The organism is Pseudomonas sp. RG1 (genome assembly GCF_025910115.1).
GTDB lineage: Bacteria > Pseudomonadota > Gammaproteobacteria > Pseudomonadales > Pseudomonadaceae > Aquipseudomonas > Aquipseudomonas atacamensis.
This window is the reverse complement of the sequence record NZ_JAPCIK010000002.1, coordinates 85,992-102,283: the sequence shown is the minus strand read 5'-3', so window position 1 is coordinate 102,283 and position 16,292 is coordinate 85,992. Positions and strand designations below refer to the sequence as shown.

Genomic DNA, 16,292 nt, shown 5'->3' with positions numbered 1-16,292 from the left:
ATCAGGACGCCTCCTTCACTTTTGCCGCGTTGCCCGACGTTGCCACCTTGTGTGCGGTCGGGTGGATCAGCACGCGGAACGCGCTCTTCTGCGCCAGGCTGTAGAAGTCGTGGGCGAAGTCATCGAGATCCGCTGCGGTCAATTTCAGACGGCGCAGAAAGTAGTTGTAAACCAGCACCGCCGGCACCGCGACGGCGATCCCCACGCCAGTCGCGACCAGTGCCGCACCGATCGGGCCGGCCACGGTTTCCAGGCTTGCCGAACCAGCGGCGCTGATGCCTTTCAACGCTTCCATGATTCCCCACACCGTGCCGAACAAACCAATGAACGGCGAGGTGCTGCCAATACTCGCGACCACCGCCAGACCGGTTTCCAGCGAACGGCGCTCGCGCACGATCTGCTGGCGCAAGGCGCGTTCGAGGCGATCCTGATGGTTGATCGCCTGGCTCAGGTCATTTGCCTGCGGCGCCTCGCCCACCTGGATCGCCGCATAACCGGCCTGCGCCACTCGCGCTGCGGCGCCGGGCTGGGTTTCGCTCAACTCTGCCGCGGCATCCAGGCTCGACGCCGCCCAGAAACGTTTATGAAAGCGCCGATCCTGCGCTTTCAAACGACCGAACTGCACAGCCTTGAGCAACGCCAGGCCCCAAGTGGCGACGGAAAAAACCACCAGCAGCCAGATCACCGCGCTTTCGATGGATTCCAGTGGAGATGCCAGTAACGTCATGATGTGTTCCCTCGTGTAAACATTTCGCGCGAATTTGGTTTCGGTTTAATGAATCTTGAAATCGATGGGCACGCTGACCCAGCCGTCCTGGGCGACATCACCCTGCTTGGCCGGGACGAAGCTCCAGCGCTTCACAGCGTTGAGCGCGGCGTCGTCGAGCTGCTGGCGGCCACTGCTTTTGGCAATCTGAATCTCGCCCGGTTTGCCGCTGGCCAACACATGCACCCGTAACAACACCGTGCCCTCCCAACCGCGACGCTGGGCCAGCGACGGATATTCCGGCGCCGGGTTTTTCAGGTATGCCGCATTGGCTGAAGCCGGGGTAACGGGCGCAGGTGCCGGTGGCGCGGGGGGCGCTGGCGCTGCGACCGGGGCTGCCGGTTTCGTTGGCGCTGGCGGCTGCTCTACCGGCTTCGGCGCGGGTTTGGGCGGCAGTTTCACCACCGGTTTGGGTTTGGCGATCGGCTTGGGCGGCGGCGGTTTCACCGCCAACTCGTCCTCCACTGGCGGTGGCGGCTCGACCACGGGCACCGGTGGTGGCGGCGCATCAACCGGCGGCGCGGGCGGAGCCGGGCGTGAAAACTCGATGGTCATCGGCGGAATTTCCGGCGGCACCACCGGCAGCACCGGCGTCGGTTTCTGGCTGACCCAGTAAATCACCGCGCCATGCACCACCAGCGCGAGGACACCGAGCAGAAGGGTTTCGCGCCGACTCAAAATGCCCTTGGGCGCACGTTGCAAACGCAACTGTCCCAACGGCACACGGTGCGGCCGGCCAAGATCGACCAGTTCGCCACTCGGCGTGTGCCGCCACAGCAATTCCCCTGCGCTGGCGGCGGTTTGGACATTGCCCATTGTTCAACTCCCTGCGGTCTCTTTCGTTCTACGAGCCAAAGCGATCGACCCGCCATTCTTGAACCCCCCACGGCGTAGTCGATGGGGGTAATCATTGGGCTTGCACGCTTATCACCGAAAGTAATCTTTGACGTTATGCATAGGCCTTCAAGGAATATGCAAATCGCCCGTTTTCACCGAAGCCGCGCACCACAAGGGCTGCAGCGATCTGCCATAAACGCCATGCTTTTACGGCATGAAAAGTATTCGGCTACGGCATCCGTTAACGCCTTGAAAGGCTGTTTTTGGTTCGCTGATTGCCGACGTCATGCGCCATTGCCGTCGTCGCTGTCGATCAGCTGCGTCTGCTTGCCGGCGCCGCTGAGGACTGGTTGAACGGCCATCTCCAGGTCAGCGCCTTGATAGCCCGATCAGAAGTCGTAGCGTCCTGTAACACCCAGGGTCCGTGGCGTGCCGAGCAGGCCTTCATAGCCGCCGTTGCCGCCGGTCCACAGAGTCGTGTAGTAGGTTTTGTCGAAGGCGTTTTTCAGCCACAGCGAGACATCCCACTGGCCCTGATTGAAATCACCGCGCAGGCCAGTAGAAAAGTTGACCACCGCGTAACTGGGGATCTGCCCGTAATCGGAATCCTCGACCGTGCCCACCGCTTTGGAGCGGAACGCGTAGCTGCCGGTGACGTAGGGTTCGAAGCCGTTATCCAGATTCCATTTGTATTCGCCATTGGCGTTGCCGATCCATTTCGACGCGCCGACGACTTGATGGCCGCTGAGATCGCAGGAGGCCGGTGCACCCGGGGCCTGGCTGACTTCCGGCGGGCACGGTGCATCCTTGTACGAGAGGTAGCTGACGTCGTTGTACGAGCCGTTGAAATTCAGGGTCAGGCCACGCAGCGGCACCCAGGTGCTTTCGAACTCGATGCCACGCGAGCGCACCGAGCCTGCGTTGGTCAGGTATTGCACGCGGTTGGCGGCGTCATAGGCGTTGGTCTGGTAGGCGTTGACCTGGGTCCAGAATACGTTGGCGTTGAGTTGCAGGCGGCGATCCCACAGGGTGCTTTTGAAGCCGAGTTCGGCGTTGTTGGCGCGCTCGGTGCCGATCAGTAACGAGTCGGCGCCAGCGGTAGGTGCGGAGCCGACCGCGAGGTTGACCCCGCCGGATTTCTCGCCGTGGGACAGCGTGGCGTAACCGAGCACGTCATCGGTGATGCGATAGCTCAGGTTGAGCAGTCCCGAGGGGCTGGAGCTGTACTGATTCAAGTCACCGGAATCGTAGACGCCGGCACGCCCCCGACGCGCATTGGCTGCCGCGCCGGCCACAGCTACACCGCCGACCGGCGCGTTGCGGCCGACCGAGGCGTTTTTCTCTTCATAGGTGCCACGCACCCCGGCAGTGAAATCCAGGCGTTCGCTCAGGTGCCAGGTGCCTTGGGCAAAGAGGGCGAAACTGTCGGTCTGGATATGGCCGTTGCCGATGCTGGTGACATTGGCCAGGCTGCCCGCCGGGGTGCCATTCCAGATGTCGGCCTGCGGGCCGTAATAGGAGAAGGATTTGTTGTCCAGATCCGAGCCGAAATAGTAGGCGCCAACCACATAATCGAAGAACTCACCCTTGGGCGAGGCCAGGCGAAATTCCTGCGAATACTGTTTGTCTTCCACCGACACGCCGGCGTTGTAACTGGCCGGCACGTTGAGGCCATCGTCGTTGCGCGGGGTGAAATTCCAGAAACGATAAGAGCTGACCGACGTCAGGGTGAAGTCGCTCGGCAACGTCCAGTTGGCTTCCACCGACGTGCCGCCCTGATGCACGGTGACGTGCTGGTCGTTATCGAGATTGACCTTGCGATGCCGGCCGTTGACCAGCGTTGCCCCGGCTGCACTGGCCCGCGATTCATACAGGTTGACGCCGTTGATGGTCGGCCCTGTGTTGTACAACACGCGAGTGCCGGCGCTGGAATCTTCTTCGTTGTAATCGCCGATCCAGCGCAGATTGAAATCTTCATTGGGCTTGAACAACAGCTGCGCGCGGAAGCCCTCGCGGGAGCCGCCGTTGAGGTCGTGGCCGTCGTATTCGTTCTTGATGTCGCCGTCACTGCGCGTGCGATACGCCGAGAAGCGCCCGGCCAGCTGGTCGTTGAGCGGTCCGGAAATCGTACCCTTGGTCTGGAAGTACCCATCCTCGCCGACCGAGGTTTCGATGCTGCGTTCAGGCGTGAAACTGGGCGCGCGGGTGCTGATGTTGATAACCCCGGCGGTGGTGTTCTTGCCGAACAGCGTGCCTTGCGGACCGCGCAAGACTTCGAGCTGCTCGATGTCCATCAGGTCGAACACCGCCATCCCCGGACGGCCCAGATAAACGTTGTCGATGTACAGGCCAACGCTGCCTTCCAGGCCATCACTGGCCGGGTTGTTACCCAGGCCACGGATCGACACGCTGGACTGGCGCGCATGCATGTAAGCGACGTTGACGCTGGGCACCAGTTGCTGCAAGTCCTGAATCCGGTAAACCCGTTGCGTCTCCAGATTCTGCCCACTGACCACGCTCATTGGCGTCGGCACGTCTTGCGAACTTTCTTCGCGGCGGCGGGTGGTGACGGTCACGGTTTCCAGCTGCGAACCGTTGGCCGCCGCTGTGCCTGCGGGGACGGGCGGAGGGGTTTCGGCTTCGGCGGCATAGCCGTGAGTCCAGCTGGCGCTGCCTGCCAGCAACAGCGCCAAAGGCAGGCGTTTGAGCCGTCGGGGAGATGGGGGTAACGCGAGATTCAACGGACTCATGGCGCGGCTCCTGGTCAAAAAACACACAGACATATTCACTGCTGCATATTCTTTTCAGTTATTTATTTATGGATTTACAAATATTTACTGCATAAGAGATTGCCTTTATAAGGAGTCGACCTAATGCATATCCAATGCATTTCCCGGATATTTTTTATGTGAAAAATGCATATCGACTTGCGCCAATTGCGTCACTTCATCGCTCTGGTTGAGCAACGCAGCTTTGTCGCTGGCGCGCAGGCGGTGAACCTGTCGCAGTCGGCATTCAGCCGCAGCATCCAAGCACTGGAACACAGCGTCGGCTGCCAGTTGGTCGACCGTGGGCGCAAGGAATTGCCGCCGACCAAACAGGGCCATGTGCTGCTCGAACATGCGCGGCGACTGGTCAGCGGTGCGCAGCAGATGGCCAATGAGATCAGCCAGTTCAATGGCCTCGAGGCCGGGGAATTGCGCTTTGGTTGCGGGCCGGCGCCAGCCGCCGGATTGATCCCGCGCGCGATCGGCGCATTCATCGGCCGCTACCCGAAGGCGCGCGTACAGTTTCTGGTCGATGACTGGCAGAGCCTGAGCAAACGCCTGCTCAGCGAAGAGTTCGAATTCTTCGTCGCCGATACCCGGCAATTCGAGGCCGACCCGGATTACCAGACCCACCGCCTGCGAGCGCGCAAATGGCATTTCTGCTGCCGCGCCGGGCATCCACTGACGGCGTTCGAACGCATCACTGCCGAGCAATTGCTGAGTTATCCACTGGCGGTCAGCATCCGCCCGCCGAACCTGCGCAAGGTCATCGTCGACCTCAGCGGTCGTCCGGATTTCACCCCGAATGTGGAATGCGAAAACGGCTCGAGTCTATTGAGTGTGGTGTTGCGCTCGGAGGCGATCGGAATTGTCGGCGCGTATTCCGATGCGCTGCATCTGGCCAAGGGTGAGCTGGTCTGTTTGAAGATCGAAGGCCTGGCGGATGACCTGGAGGAGCTGTACACCCGCTACGGCATCGTCAGCCGCGCCGGGTATCGGTTGTCGCCACTGGCCGAAGCGATGATTGAGCAGATCAAAGTGGTTGATGCGGAGGATGAGGAAGTGTGTTCGCTGGAGAATTTTGCTGTCTGAGCTGGCCCCTTCGCGAGCAGGCTCGCTCCCACAGGAATACGTATTTCAAATGTGGGAGCGAGCCTGCTCGCGAAGAGGCTGATGCAATCGCTGCATAAAAACCATTCCCCAAATGCACTTGCCGAAAACCCTCACCGACAGCGAAAACCCTCACCTGTCCAACTGACTGGTGAACTCCATGCCCACTCCTCCCAACCCCGTGCGCAACGTGCTGTACATCATGTGCGATCAACTGCGCCGCGATTACCTGTCCTGCTACGGCCACCCGCATCTGCATACACCGAATATCGATCGCCTCGCCGCTCAAGGGGTGCGTTTCAGCCGCGCCTATACCCAAGGCACGATTTGCGGTCCTTCAAGGATGTCGGCCTACACCGGGCGCTACGTCAGCAGCCATCAAGTGGCCTGGAACGCGGTGCCGTTGCCGCTGGATGAATTGACGATCGGCGATTACCTGCGACCTCACGGCATCCGCACCGCGCTGGTCGGCAAGACCCATGCGACGGCCAATGTCGACGCCTTGCAGCGCCTAGCAATCAACCCGGACAGCGCGCAAGCCGAGTTGCTCAATGAGGTCGGCTTCGAACCGTACCTGCGCCACGACGGTATCTACCCCGACGATCCGTCATTCGACGACAAGCGCGAATCCGCGCCCTATACCCAATACCTGCGCGCGCAGGGCTTCGATGGCAAGAATCCCTGGCACGACTGGGCGAATGCCGCCGAAGGCGAGAACGGTGAAATCCTCAGCGGCTGGAAAATGCGTCATGCGAATTTGCCAGCACGAATTCCCGAGCAACACTCAGAGACTGTCTACACTACAAATCGCGCCATCGACTTCATCACCGAGCAAGGCGAGAAATCCTGGTGTTTACACCTCTCGTACATCAAACCGCATTGGCCCTACATCGTACCGGTGCCGTACCACGCCTTGTACAGTACGAAATCGATTCTCGAAGCGGTCCGCGCGACGCCCTCCGCAGCCAGCAAACACCCCGTATACACTGCCTTTCGCCAGCATGAGGAAAGCCTCAACTTCTCCCGCGATTCAGTACGATTGAATGTAATCCCGACCTACATGGGCCTGATCAAGCAAGTGGATGATCAGTTGGGGCGGCTGTTCGATTTTCTGCAGAGCAACGGGCGTTGGGATGACACGTTGATCGTGTTCACCAGCGATCACGGCGATTTCCTTGGCGATCATTGGCTCGGTGAGAAGGAGTTTTTGCTCGAGCAGGCGGTGGGCGTGCCGTTGATCGTGCGCGACCCTCGGGCGGCGGCGGATGTCACTCGCGGCACTGTCGATGAGCGGCTGGCGGAAACCATCGATGCGCTGCCGACGTTTCTTCAAGCGTTGGGATTAGCGGGCGCGGAACACCGGCTGGAAGGGCGTTCCTTGATCCCGCTGCTGCACGGGGAAAATCCCGATTGGCGCCGCTATGCAATCAGCGAATACGACTACGCCTTTCAGGCCCCGGCACGCGAGCGACTCGGCCAGCCGATCGACCGGTGCCGCATGACCATGGTCCGCAGCGAGCGCTGGAAATACCTGGCGTACGACGGGTTTAGACCGCAGTTGTTTGATCTGTTGAATGATCCGCAGGAGCTGAATGATCTGGGTGAGGACCCGGCGTACGCGGCGGTGCGCGAGGAGCATGCGGGGTATCTGTTTGAGTGGATGCGTGGATTGAAGCGGCGGACGACGATCAGCCATCCGGAGATCGATTTGCGCGGGCACCGGTTTCGTTATGGTGAGCCGGAAACCGAGAAGGTTGTTCAGATTGGTGTGTGGTAGCTGTGATCAAATGATCGTTCCCACGCTCCGCGTGGGAACGCAGCCCGGGACGCTCCGCGTCCCAAAACCGGACGCAGAGCGTCCGTTGAGGCATTCCCACGCAGAGCGTGGGAACGATCAATGTGGGAGCGAGCCTGCTCGCGAAGAGGCCAATCAGACGCCGACGATATCCGGACCTTTGATGGTCTGACTTCGCTGCCCACTCACCCCCACTGGCACCTCGCCCTTGAGCGTCACCCGGCGCACCACGCGATCCTGGGTGCCGTAATCATCAATCGCGTAATGCTGCGTCGAGCGGTTGTCCCAGATCGCCACATCTCCAGCCTGCCAGCGCCAGCGCACGGTGTTTTCCTGGCGGATCACATGGCTCTGCAGCAAACCGAACAGGTGTGCCGAATCTGCCTGTGAATAACCTTTGATGCGTTTGACGAAATGCCCCAGCAGCAAGCTCTTCTCGCCGCTGATCGGGTGCACGCGCACCACCGGGTGCTCGGTTTCGTAGACAGTCGAGGTGAAGACTTTGCGATAGCGCTCCAGCTTCTCTGCCGAGACGTCCGGCTTCGCACCGGCGTAGTCGTACTCGTTGCTGTGCACAGCGGTCAGTTTGTCGGCCAGCTCACGCAGCTCGCTCGGCAAGCCGCTGTATGCCGTTGCGGTGTTGGCCCACAGCGTATCGCCGCCGAAGGCCGGGGCGACCACCGAGCGCAGGATCGAGGCTTTCGGGTAAGCGTCGACGAAAGTCACGTCGGTGTGCCAGGAGTTGGCGCGCTGACCTTCGGCGCCGTCCAGCTCGAGCAGGTAACGGGTGCCTTCGCGCGATGGCACGGTCGGGTGTGCCACCGGTTCGCCAAGCAGATGGGCGAAGGCTTCCTGACGCTGATCGTCGAGTTGCGTCTGCTCGCGGAAGAACAGCACTTTGTATTCGACCAAGGCTTGCTGGATGGCTTCGACAGTGGCGGCGTCCAGCTCACCGGACAGATGCACGCCGCGGATTTCGGCACCGATACGACCGGCTACCGGGTGAATTTCCAGCGCGTGAGAAACGGGTTTTACGGCGAGTGCAGCATTGCTCATGGGAAGACCCTCATCGACGGTTTGCGGTTTTGGCGGCAGCGAAACAACGCTCTATCTATATTCCATTTATATCTAACAGATATTCACATGCTTCGTTGACGGAATAAGAGCTTGCATTTAAAACCTCAAGCAACCCTCGTCGCAAATGCCTTCGAGCTATTTTTAGGATGCCGGAAAAGCATATGGATCTTCGCCAGTTGCGCTACTTCATCGCCCTCAACGAACACCGCAGTTTTGTCCGTGCGGCCGACGCCATGGGCATCACTCAACCGGCGTTCAGCCGCAGCATTCAGGGGCTGGAGCAGGAGTTCGGTTGCGTGCTGGTCGATCGCGGCAACAAGGATCTGCGTCCGACGCCCGAGGGCCAGGTGGTGCTGCAACATGCCTTGAGCCTGGTGCAGGGCGCAGCGTTGCTCAGCGCTGAAGTGACGCAAATGACCAAGCTCGACGCCGGCGAGGTGCACTTCGGCTGTGGCCCGGCGCCAGCGGTGAAACTGGTGCCGGATGCGGTGGCGCAATTCATCAACGCGCACCCGAAAGTGCGCACCTGTTTCCAGGTCGATAACTGGGAAAAACTCAGCCGTGCGTTGAGCCGTGAAGAGATCGAATTCTTCATCGCCGACATTCGCCATTTCGAGTCCGATCCGAACTTCCAGACCCAGGCGCTGACGCCCAAGCGCGGCGTGTTTTTCTGCCGGCCGGGGCATCCGTTGCTGGCCAAGGAAAGCCTGTCGACCAACGACATGTTCGACTACCCGCTGGCCGCCACACTGATCCCGCCGGGCATTCGCAAGTTGCTGGCGAATCTCAGCGGGCGCATCGATTTCTCACCGACCATCGAGACCGAGCACTTTCCGGCACTGGTCAAAGTGGTGCTGCAATCCAATGCAATCGGCGTCGGCACGGAGGAGGCGTTTATTGAGGATGTCGCCAAGGGTTCGCTGGTGCTGTTGCACTGGCGCAACCTGCCGCAGAACCTCGAAAGCATGAACGCCCGCTGCGGCATCGTCAGCCGCACCGGATTCCGGTTGTCGCCGGCGGCGAGGGCAATGATCGAGACGTTGGTCGCGGTGGATCGGCAGGACGTCAGCGTCGCCGTCTGAAAAACCTTCGTGGCACACGCCGATCGTTCCCACGTTCTGCGTGGGAATGAAACCCGTGACGCTCTGCGTCACAAAGGACGCGGAGCGTTCTCGGCTGCATTCCCACGCGGAGCGTGGGAACGATCTGGAAAGACGCTGGAGATCTAAAGCCTGGCTGCAGAAAGCTCTGGCGCCACCCAATCGCTGACCTTGAACGGCTTGCGAATCAGCTTCTGCTGCGCCGCCAGGTCGACCTTGTCTTGCAGGCCGCTCAAGAACACCGGATCCAGTGTCGACGGGAAAATCTCGCTGAGATTCTGATCCTTCAGATCCTGAGCCAGAATCACCGGCGGATAACTGGCCAGCCCTGATACCAGCTGCACATAGGCGTCCTTGTTGCTGTCCTGCGTCAGCCACTCGACCGCTTGCTGCTGCGCCTTGAGCAGTTTCGCAATGACCTCTGGATGGGCGTCGACAAACTTGCCATTACCCAGCAACACCGCCTGCACGCTGCCAGCGCCGCCAAGGTCCTTGGTGTTGAGCGGCAATTCCGCCAGGCCTTTGGCTTGCAAGGCACTCAGCGCGGAGCTGCCCCACGAGGCATCGATCTGCTTGGCCGCGAGTGCCGAAACCGCCGCGTTGAAATCCAGATTGATGACCTTCAGATCCTTCTCGCTCAGGCCCTGACTGGCGAGCGCCGCATCGAACGACAGCTGCGTCGCCGTCCCGCGAAAGATCGCCACGCGTTTGCCCTTGAGATCCTGCAGGGTCTTGATCCCCGAGCCGGGCACCACGCCGAGGTATTGCTTGACCCCACGCGCCGTGGCGCTGAGCAGGCGCGTGTCCAGACCATTGGATTTGCCGATGATCGCGGCGAGATCGCCGAGATAGGCCAGATCAACCTGGCCATTGGCAAACGCCTCATTGATCACCGGCCCGGCGCCCTTGAAGAAACTCCACTGGATCTTGATGCCCTGCTCGGCGAAGGCCTTTTCGAAGATCTGCTGATCGCGCAGCACATCGACGATGCCGCCGCCGCTGTGTTGAGTGCCGGCGCTGAGGTCGGGCACGGCGATGCGGATTTCCTTGAGTTCTTCGGCTTGGGCGCCAAGCGCAAGAAAGCCTGCAAGCGCCGGGGCGGCCAGCAGGCTGATGATTCGTTTGAAGGGAAGGTTCATGGGTGCGGCTCCTTGATCGCTGAGGAGCCGAAAGTAGGCTGGGTGCATACCTTCACTTAAATACTATAAATGCACATTTTTATATCCATATGACCTAAGTGAGGGCGTGTGCGGCTTGCAGCGCGATATGCATTAACAGCATCGAAAATATTCTTCGAATGCATTGGATGCGCGCAAGCAGGCAAGCCTTAAATGGATTCGCTTATCTCCCGATAGCATCTAACGCAAGTTTGTTAGATCAGTTTCATATATGACGAAACCCAGTGTGGGAGCGAGCCTGCTCGCGAAGAGGCAATGCCAGCCGACATCAGTGCTGCCTGAAACAGCCATTCGCGAGCAGGCTCGCTGCCACATGAAAAGCGGTTCGCCATGCAACCCGACAACGGAGGTCACCCATGGCCCGTCAATCTCTGCTCAGCCTGCCGCTGGCCGCGCCGCCGCTGAAAAGCCGTCGCACCTGGCCCCGCCTGAATCAACGCCTGCTGCCTTGGCTGTTGCCCGTCAGCCTATTCGTCCTGTGGTGGCTGGCCGCGCGCAATCAGTGGATGAGCGAGCAGATCCTGCCGGCGCCATCGCTGGTGTGGAGCAGCGCTGTGGAACTGGCCCAAGGCGAGTTGTGGAGTCATTTGTGGATCAGCCTGCAACGGTTGTTCTGGGGCTTGTTGGCCGGCGTTTCGACCGGCGCGGTGCTTGGCGCCGCACTGGGCTTCAGTCGACGTCTGGAGCGCCTGGTTTTTCCGACATTCGCCGGATTGGCGCAGGTGCCGACGCTGGCGTGGATTCCGCTGTTCATGGTGTTTTTCGGCATCGGCGAACTGCTGAAACTGGTGGTGCTGATCAAGGCCATTGTGGTGCCGGTGACCTTGCACACACTGGTTGGTGTGCGCGATGCACAACCGAAACTGCGCGAAGCCGCCTCCGTGTTGCGCCTGCCGCCGCGCTTGCTGATTTGGCGCTTGGTGCTTCCCGCTGCGCTGCCGGCGTTCATGGCCGGCGTGCGCCTGGCACTCGCTGCCGGCTGGACCTCGTTGCTGGCGGTCGAGCTGCTGGCCTCCAGCGAAGGCATCGGCTATCTGATGGTCTGGGCGCGGCAGTTGTTCATGCTCGACATCGTGTTCGTGTGCATCGTGGTCATCGGTCTGATCGGCGTGGCGATGGATCGCGGCATCGGCCTGCTCGACCGCAGACTGGTGCACTGGCCGCACCCGGCCACCGCGCACATCACACGCGGCCCGCGCTATCAGGGCTGGCAACGCCTGCAACCGTGGCTGTTGCCGCTGGGCTTGTTGGCGCTCTGGCAACACGCCAATGATCAGCACTGGGTCGACGCGAATATTCTGATCAGCCCTGCGGCTGTGCTGAGCACGACATGGGGCGGACTGCTCGACGGTACGCTGGTCAACGGCATGGCGCTGAGCCTGAGCCGCACCCTGGGCGGCTTGCTGGTCGGTGGCGGCCTCGGTTTCGCCCTGGGCTTGCTCCTCGGCCTGTCACGTCTCAGCGAACGCCTGCTCGGCCCGACACTCGCCGCACTGCGGCAGATCGCGATTTTCGCCTGGGTGCCACTGCTCACCGCGTGGTTCGGTCTCGGCGAACTGGCCAAGTGGGTGTTCGTCGCTCTCGCCGCCTTCTTCCCGCTGTTCATCGCCACCCAGCGCAGCATCGCCAATCTGTCGCCGCAACTCAACGAAGCCGCGCAAGTGCTGCGCCTGAGCCTCGGCCAGCGCCTGCGTCGACTGGTCCTGCCCGGCGCTGCGCCGGGGATTTTCGCCGGGCTGCGATTGAGCCTGATCTACGCCTGGCTCGGCACCATCGGCGCTGAATATTTCATGCCGTCCAATGGCGGCATCGGCAGCCAGATGATCGGCGCGCAGCAGCTGCTGCGAATGGATCTGATCATGGCCGGCATGCTGCTGGTCGGCCTCACCGGCGCCCTGCTCAACCTGATCGGCCAACGCCTGGAAATTCGCGCGACCCGCTGGAGACACGCATGAACGCACCGATTGTAAGCTTCAACCACGTAGGCAAATCCTTCGCCGTCAACGGTTTCGAACTGGAGGCGATTCGCGAATTCAATCTCGACATCGCCGAGGGCGAATTCGTCGCCATCGTCGGCTCCAGCGGCTGCGGCAAATCCACTTTGCTGCGTTTGCTGGTCGGCCTCGACACCGAGTTTCGCGGACAGATCAGTGTCGATGGCAAGGCCGTCAGCGGCATCGGCGGCGAGCGCGGTATCGTCTTTCAGGAACATCGTCTGTTTCCGTGGCTGACGGTCGCCGACAACATCGGCCTGGGTCTGGTCAATGAACCGCTGAGCGGAGCGCAGAAACAACAACGCATCAAGGATTTCATCGAGCTGGTCGGCCTCAGCGATTTCACCGCGGCCTATCCGCATCAACTCTCCGGCGGCATGGCGCAGCGCGTGGCGATTGCTCGCGGTCTCGTCGCCAGCCCGCGAATCCTGTTGCTCGACGAACCCTTCGGCGCCCTCGACGCACTGACCCGCCAGCAAATGCAGGACGAACTGCTGGCAATCCGCGAACGGGCACAGATCACCACGATTCTGGTGACCCACGATGTCGAGGAAGCGATTTTTCTGGCCGACCGCGTGGTGGTGATGGAGCCGCGTCCGGGGCGGATCAAGCAAGTGGTCGACATCGCCCTGCCGCACCCGCGCCAACGCAGCAGTTACGACTTTCATCAGCTGCGCGAAGAACTGCTGCACGAGTTGACCAGTGATGACCATTACCAACCGAGCGCACCGGTGCAGATCCGCGATCTGCCGCTGACGTTCATTGCCTGCTGAACAGGAGTTTCGCGATGCCGCAACGTCCCAACTTTCTAGTGATTCTGGCCGACGACCTGGGCTTTTCCGACATCGGTGCGTTCGGCGGCGAAATCGCTACGCCGAACCTCGATGCGCTGGCCGAGAACGGCCTGCGCCTGACCGATTTCCACACCGCACCGACCTGCTCGCCGACGCGCTCGATGCTGCTGACCGGCACCGATCACCACATCGCCGGTATTGGCACCATGGCCGAAGCGTTGACCCCGGAACTGATCGGCAAACCTGGCTACGAAGGCTACCTGAATGACCGCGTCGTCGCCCTGCCCGAGCTGCTGCGCGAGGCCGGCTATCAAACCTTGATGAGCGGCAAATGGCACTTGGGTCTGAAGGCTGAACTGGCGCCCCATGCGCGCGGTTTCGAGCGCTCGTTTTCACTGTTGCCGGGCGCTGCCAACCACTATGGTTTCGAGCCGACCTACGATGAGCAAACGCCGGGCCTGCTGAAATCCACCCCGGCGCTGTACATCGAGGACGATCAGTTTGTTGACGAGTTGCCGAAGGATTTCTATTCCTCCGATGCCTTCGGCGACAAGCTGCTGCAGTACCTCAGGGAACGCGATCAGACCCGGCCGTTCTTCGCTTACCTGCCCTTCTCCGCGCCCCACTGGCCGCTGCAGGCACCGGCCGAGATCGTCGAGAAATACCGTGGCCGTTATGACGCCGGCCCGCAAGTGCTGCGCCTCGAACGCCTGGAAAAACTCAAGGCACTGGGTCTGATCGAGGCAGACGTCGAACCGCACCCGCTGATTCAGCTCAGCGCGCAGTGGGACGCGTTGAGCGATGAACAAAAGCAGATTTCCGCACGAGCCATGGAGGTCTACGCGGCGATGGTCGAGCGCATGGACTGGAACATCGGCCGGGTCGTCGATTACCTGCGCCAGCAAGGCCAGCTCGACAACACCTTCATCCTGTTCATGTCCGACAACGGTGCCGAAGGCGCGCTGCTGGAAGCGTTCCCCAAGTTCGGCCCGGAGCTGATGACCTACCTCAACCAGCATTACGACAACAGCCTAGACAACATCGGCCGGGCCAATTCCTACGTCTGGTACGGGCCGAACTGGGCGCAAGTGGCAACCGCGCCGTCACGCTTGTTCAAGGCTTTCACCACCGAGGGCGGGATCCGCGTGCCGGCGCTGCTGCACTATCCGCAACTGCCGCTCAAAGGGCAGATCAGCCATGGTTTCGGCACGGTGATGGACATCACCCCGACCATTCTCGATCTGGCTGGCGTGCGGCATCCGGGCAAACTGTGGAAAGGCAAAGCGGTGGCGCCACTGCGCGGCAAGTCGTGGCTGGGCTTCCTGTCCGGCGAGACCGCGCAGGTGCATGACGAGCATACGGTCACCGGTTGGGAATTGTTCGGACGCCGGGCGATTCGCCAAGGGTCGTGGAAAGCCGTGTGGATTCCCGGACCGGTCGGGCCGGCGACCTGGCAGCTTTATGATCTGGCGAGCGATCCAGGGGAGATTCATGATCTGGCGTTGAGTCAGCCGCAGAAACTCACTGACTTGATCGGGCATTGGCAGCGGTATGTGGAAGAGACCGGAGTGATCCTCAGTGCTTCGCCGTTTCAGCCGGATTGAACCAAGATCAAAAGCCCCCCTCACCCCAGCCCTCTCCCTGAGGGAGAGGGGGAAAGGGAGCAGATCTTCATGCTTTTCCAACTTGAGGTCGGCTCGAAATTTCAGGTCGATGTATCCAGCATAAACAGCTAGATCAGTCCCCTCTCCCCTGGGAGAGGGTTAGGGTGAGGGGCATCTGTCAGGCCTCCACCGCCTCCCCGGACACCACTTCCTCATCTCCGCGCACAAACCGGTTCGCCCGGCCAAACGTGCCGAAATCATTGAACCGCACACCCATCTCGCGCATCACCTTGTGCGCCACCGGCACGGTCATCTGACGAATGTAAAACGGCTCCTTGACCACGAAATGATGAATCCCGTGACTGCTGCCGAAGTTGAAGCAGAACGCTTGCAACGGCCACAGCCACCAAGGGTTCAGCACCTGGCATTGCTGCAGCACATTGCCCGGTTCGACGTCGCCGTAGTAATGCATGTTCGAGCTGATGAAGTGCAGGCAAAAAGTGCGCAACACATTCGGGCCGATGATCACCACGGCGGCAATATCGATCACTTGCATCACCGAAAGTGTGGTGGCTGACCACTCGATTGGCGAGCCCAGCAAATAGGCGATGCCATTGGCCCCGTGAAAGCCGAGAAACACGTACCACGCGCCCCAATGCAGCAGCGCCAGCGGTGCGTAGACCTTGAGCACGCGTTTGCCGATGCTCCACTTGTGTGCCCAGGTCTTGGCGCGGAGCAGACGGATAAACGCCGACATCAGGTTGTCGCCAACCATCAGCAGACGGGCAAAACCCCACGGCTCGCCGTTGGTGATTGCGCGCTCTTCCATGTCGGCTTCAGTGCCGGACACCTTGTGATGGTTGAGGTGCAGATGACGACGGATCCACGGATTGATCGTGCTCGGCCGCGCCAGCCAGACCAGGCCCATCATCAGGTTGTGCGGCACGCGTTGTTTGCGGAAGTACATGCTGTGGATCAGGTCGTGTTCCAGCTCATGGGTCAGCGAGGCGAAAAAAGCATTGAACAGCAGGCACACCCACCAGGCCATATGGCCAGTGATGTACAGCGCCGCCGAGCCGATCATTCCGGCCAGCGCGAACGCCAGAATCCCCGCACCGAGGGCATCCTGATGCTGAAGAATCGGGTAGCGCTCACGCAATTGCGCACCTTTGGTCAGCACCACTTGGCGAATATGTGCCGAGCGCTGCGCCGCATTCAGTCGTTCAGGGCTTGCAGAAGTACCGTCCATGCTTCCATCCTCGGGTCTAA

Annotated in this window: 12 protein-coding genes; 6 read left to right on the top strand and 6 right to left on the bottom strand. The window is 60.9% G+C overall.

The genetic code is table 11. The annotated features are described in order from the left end of the window. Position 1 precedes the first annotated feature (1 nt). The 3 genes from OK411_RS02155 to OK411_RS02145 all read right to left on the bottom strand — a co-directional run bounded on the left by OK411_RS02155 (position 2) and on the right by OK411_RS02145 (position 4,353). The gene (locus tag OK411_RS02155; protein ID WP_041477454.1) at positions 2-727 is read right to left on the bottom strand and encodes a MotA/TolQ/ExbB proton channel family protein; all 726 of its coding nucleotides are present in this window, start codon (positions 725-727) and stop codon (positions 2-4) included. Positions 728-772: 45 nt separating this feature from the next. Next, a complete protein-coding gene (locus tag OK411_RS02150; RefSeq protein WP_264364345.1) occupies positions 773-1,582 on the bottom strand; it encodes an energy transducer TonB in 810 nt (269 codons plus the stop codon). Positions 1,583-1,992: 410 nt separating this feature from the next. After that, positions 1,993-4,353 carry a TonB-dependent receptor gene (locus OK411_RS02145; protein WP_264364344.1) on the bottom strand — a complete coding sequence of 787 codons (2,361 nt, stop codon included), beginning with the start codon at positions 4,351-4,353 and terminating at the stop codon, positions 1,993-1,995. Between the two features lie 165 nt (positions 4,354-4,518). On the opposite strand from OK411_RS02145, the gene OK411_RS02140 reads away from it, so the two are divergent. Both OK411_RS02140 and OK411_RS02135 read left to right on the top strand, forming a co-directional pair. Then, a complete protein-coding gene (locus OK411_RS02140; protein ID WP_264364343.1) occupies positions 4,519-5,463 on the top strand; it encodes a LysR family transcriptional regulator in 945 nt (314 codons plus the stop codon). 178 nt (positions 5,464-5,641) lie between these two features. After that, complete coding sequence (locus OK411_RS02135) at positions 5,642-7,258, top strand: alkaline phosphatase family protein (protein ID WP_264364342.1); 1,617 nt, start codon at positions 5,642-5,644, stop codon at positions 7,256-7,258. A gap of 153 nt (positions 7,259-7,411) precedes the next feature. On the opposite strand, the gene OK411_RS02130 is transcribed toward OK411_RS02135, so the two are convergent. After that, positions 7,412-8,332, bottom strand: a complete 921-nt coding sequence (locus OK411_RS02130) for a TauD/TfdA dioxygenase family protein (RefSeq protein ID WP_024011146.1) — start codon at positions 8,330-8,332, stop codon at positions 7,412-7,414. A gap of 182 nt (positions 8,333-8,514) precedes the next feature. Between OK411_RS02130 and OK411_RS02125 the strand changes: the two genes are divergently transcribed. Further along, positions 8,515-9,435, top strand: a complete 921-nt coding sequence (locus tag OK411_RS02125; protein ID WP_264364341.1) for a LysR family transcriptional regulator — start codon at positions 8,515-8,517, stop codon at positions 9,433-9,435. Positions 9,436-9,578: 143 nt separating this feature from the next. Here OK411_RS02125 and OK411_RS02120 read toward each other — a convergent pair whose 3' ends face one another. Next, positions 9,579-10,592 (bottom strand): ABC transporter substrate-binding protein, encoded by a 1,014-nt coding sequence (locus OK411_RS02120; RefSeq protein WP_016772231.1) that lies wholly within the window; start codon positions 10,590-10,592, stop codon positions 9,579-9,581. A gap of 395 nt (positions 10,593-10,987) precedes the next feature. Between OK411_RS02120 and OK411_RS02115 the strand changes: the two genes are divergently transcribed. From OK411_RS02115 to OK411_RS02105, 3 genes are read left to right on the top strand one after another with little or no spacing between them, the layout of a single operon-like run. After that, a complete protein-coding gene (locus OK411_RS02115) occupies positions 10,988-12,586 on the top strand; it encodes an ABC transporter permease (protein WP_264364340.1) in 1,599 nt (532 codons plus the stop codon). After that, a complete protein-coding gene (locus tag OK411_RS02110) occupies positions 12,583-13,398 on the top strand; it encodes an ABC transporter ATP-binding protein (RefSeq protein ID WP_264364339.1) in 816 nt (271 codons plus the stop codon). The genes OK411_RS02115 and OK411_RS02110 overlap by 4 nt, the downstream gene beginning before the upstream one ends. A gap of 14 nt (positions 13,399-13,412) precedes the next feature. Next, positions 13,413-15,023 (top strand): arylsulfatase, encoded by a 1,611-nt coding sequence (locus tag OK411_RS02105; RefSeq protein WP_264364338.1) that lies wholly within the window; start codon positions 13,413-13,415, stop codon positions 15,021-15,023. A gap of 178 nt (positions 15,024-15,201) precedes the next feature. Here OK411_RS02105 and OK411_RS02100 read toward each other — a convergent pair whose 3' ends face one another. After that, the gene (locus tag OK411_RS02100; RefSeq protein WP_264364337.1) at positions 15,202-16,272 is read right to left on the bottom strand and encodes a fatty acid desaturase; all 1,071 of its coding nucleotides are present in this window, start codon (positions 16,270-16,272) and stop codon (positions 15,202-15,204) included. Positions 16,273-16,292 lie beyond the last annotated feature (20 nt).

What these genes read in the sequence shown, in the direction of transcription:
- OK411_RS02155 (WP_041477454.1), bottom strand. Translation starts at nt 727, where the DNA reads ATGACGTTACTGGCATCTCCACTGGAATCCATCGAAAGCGCGGTGATC.
- OK411_RS02125 (WP_264364341.1), top strand. Translation starts at nt 8,515, where the DNA reads ATGGATCTTCGCCAGTTGCGCTACTTCATCGCCCTCAACGAACACCGC.
- OK411_RS02130 (WP_024011146.1), bottom strand. Translation starts at nt 8,332, where the DNA reads ATGAGCAATGCTGCACTCGCCGTAAAACCCGTTTCTCACGCGCTGGAA.
- OK411_RS02135 (WP_264364342.1), top strand. Translation starts at nt 5,642, where the DNA reads ATGCCCACTCCTCCCAACCCCGTGCGCAACGTGCTGTACATCATGTGC.
- OK411_RS02100 (WP_264364337.1), bottom strand. Translation starts at nt 16,272, where the DNA reads ATGGACGGTACTTCTGCAAGCCCTGAACGACTGAATGCGGCGCAGCGC.
- OK411_RS02145 (WP_264364344.1), bottom strand. Translation starts at nt 4,353, where the DNA reads ATGAGTCCGTTGAATCTCGCGTTACCCCCATCTCCCCGACGGCTCAAA.
- OK411_RS02150 (WP_264364345.1), bottom strand. Translation starts at nt 1,582, where the DNA reads ATGGGCAATGTCCAAACCGCCGCCAGCGCAGGGGAATTGCTGTGGCGG.
- OK411_RS02105 (WP_264364338.1), top strand. Translation starts at nt 13,413, where the DNA reads ATGCCGCAACGTCCCAACTTTCTAGTGATTCTGGCCGACGACCTGGGC.
- OK411_RS02140 (WP_264364343.1), top strand. Translation starts at nt 4,519, where the DNA reads ATGCATATCGACTTGCGCCAATTGCGTCACTTCATCGCTCTGGTTGAG.
- OK411_RS02115 (WP_264364340.1), top strand. Translation starts at nt 10,988, where the DNA reads ATGGCCCGTCAATCTCTGCTCAGCCTGCCGCTGGCCGCGCCGCCGCTG.
- OK411_RS02120 (WP_016772231.1), bottom strand. Translation starts at nt 10,592, where the DNA reads ATGAACCTTCCCTTCAAACGAATCATCAGCCTGCTGGCCGCCCCGGCG.
- OK411_RS02110 (WP_264364339.1), top strand. Translation starts at nt 12,583, where the DNA reads ATGAACGCACCGATTGTAAGCTTCAACCACGTAGGCAAATCCTTCGCC.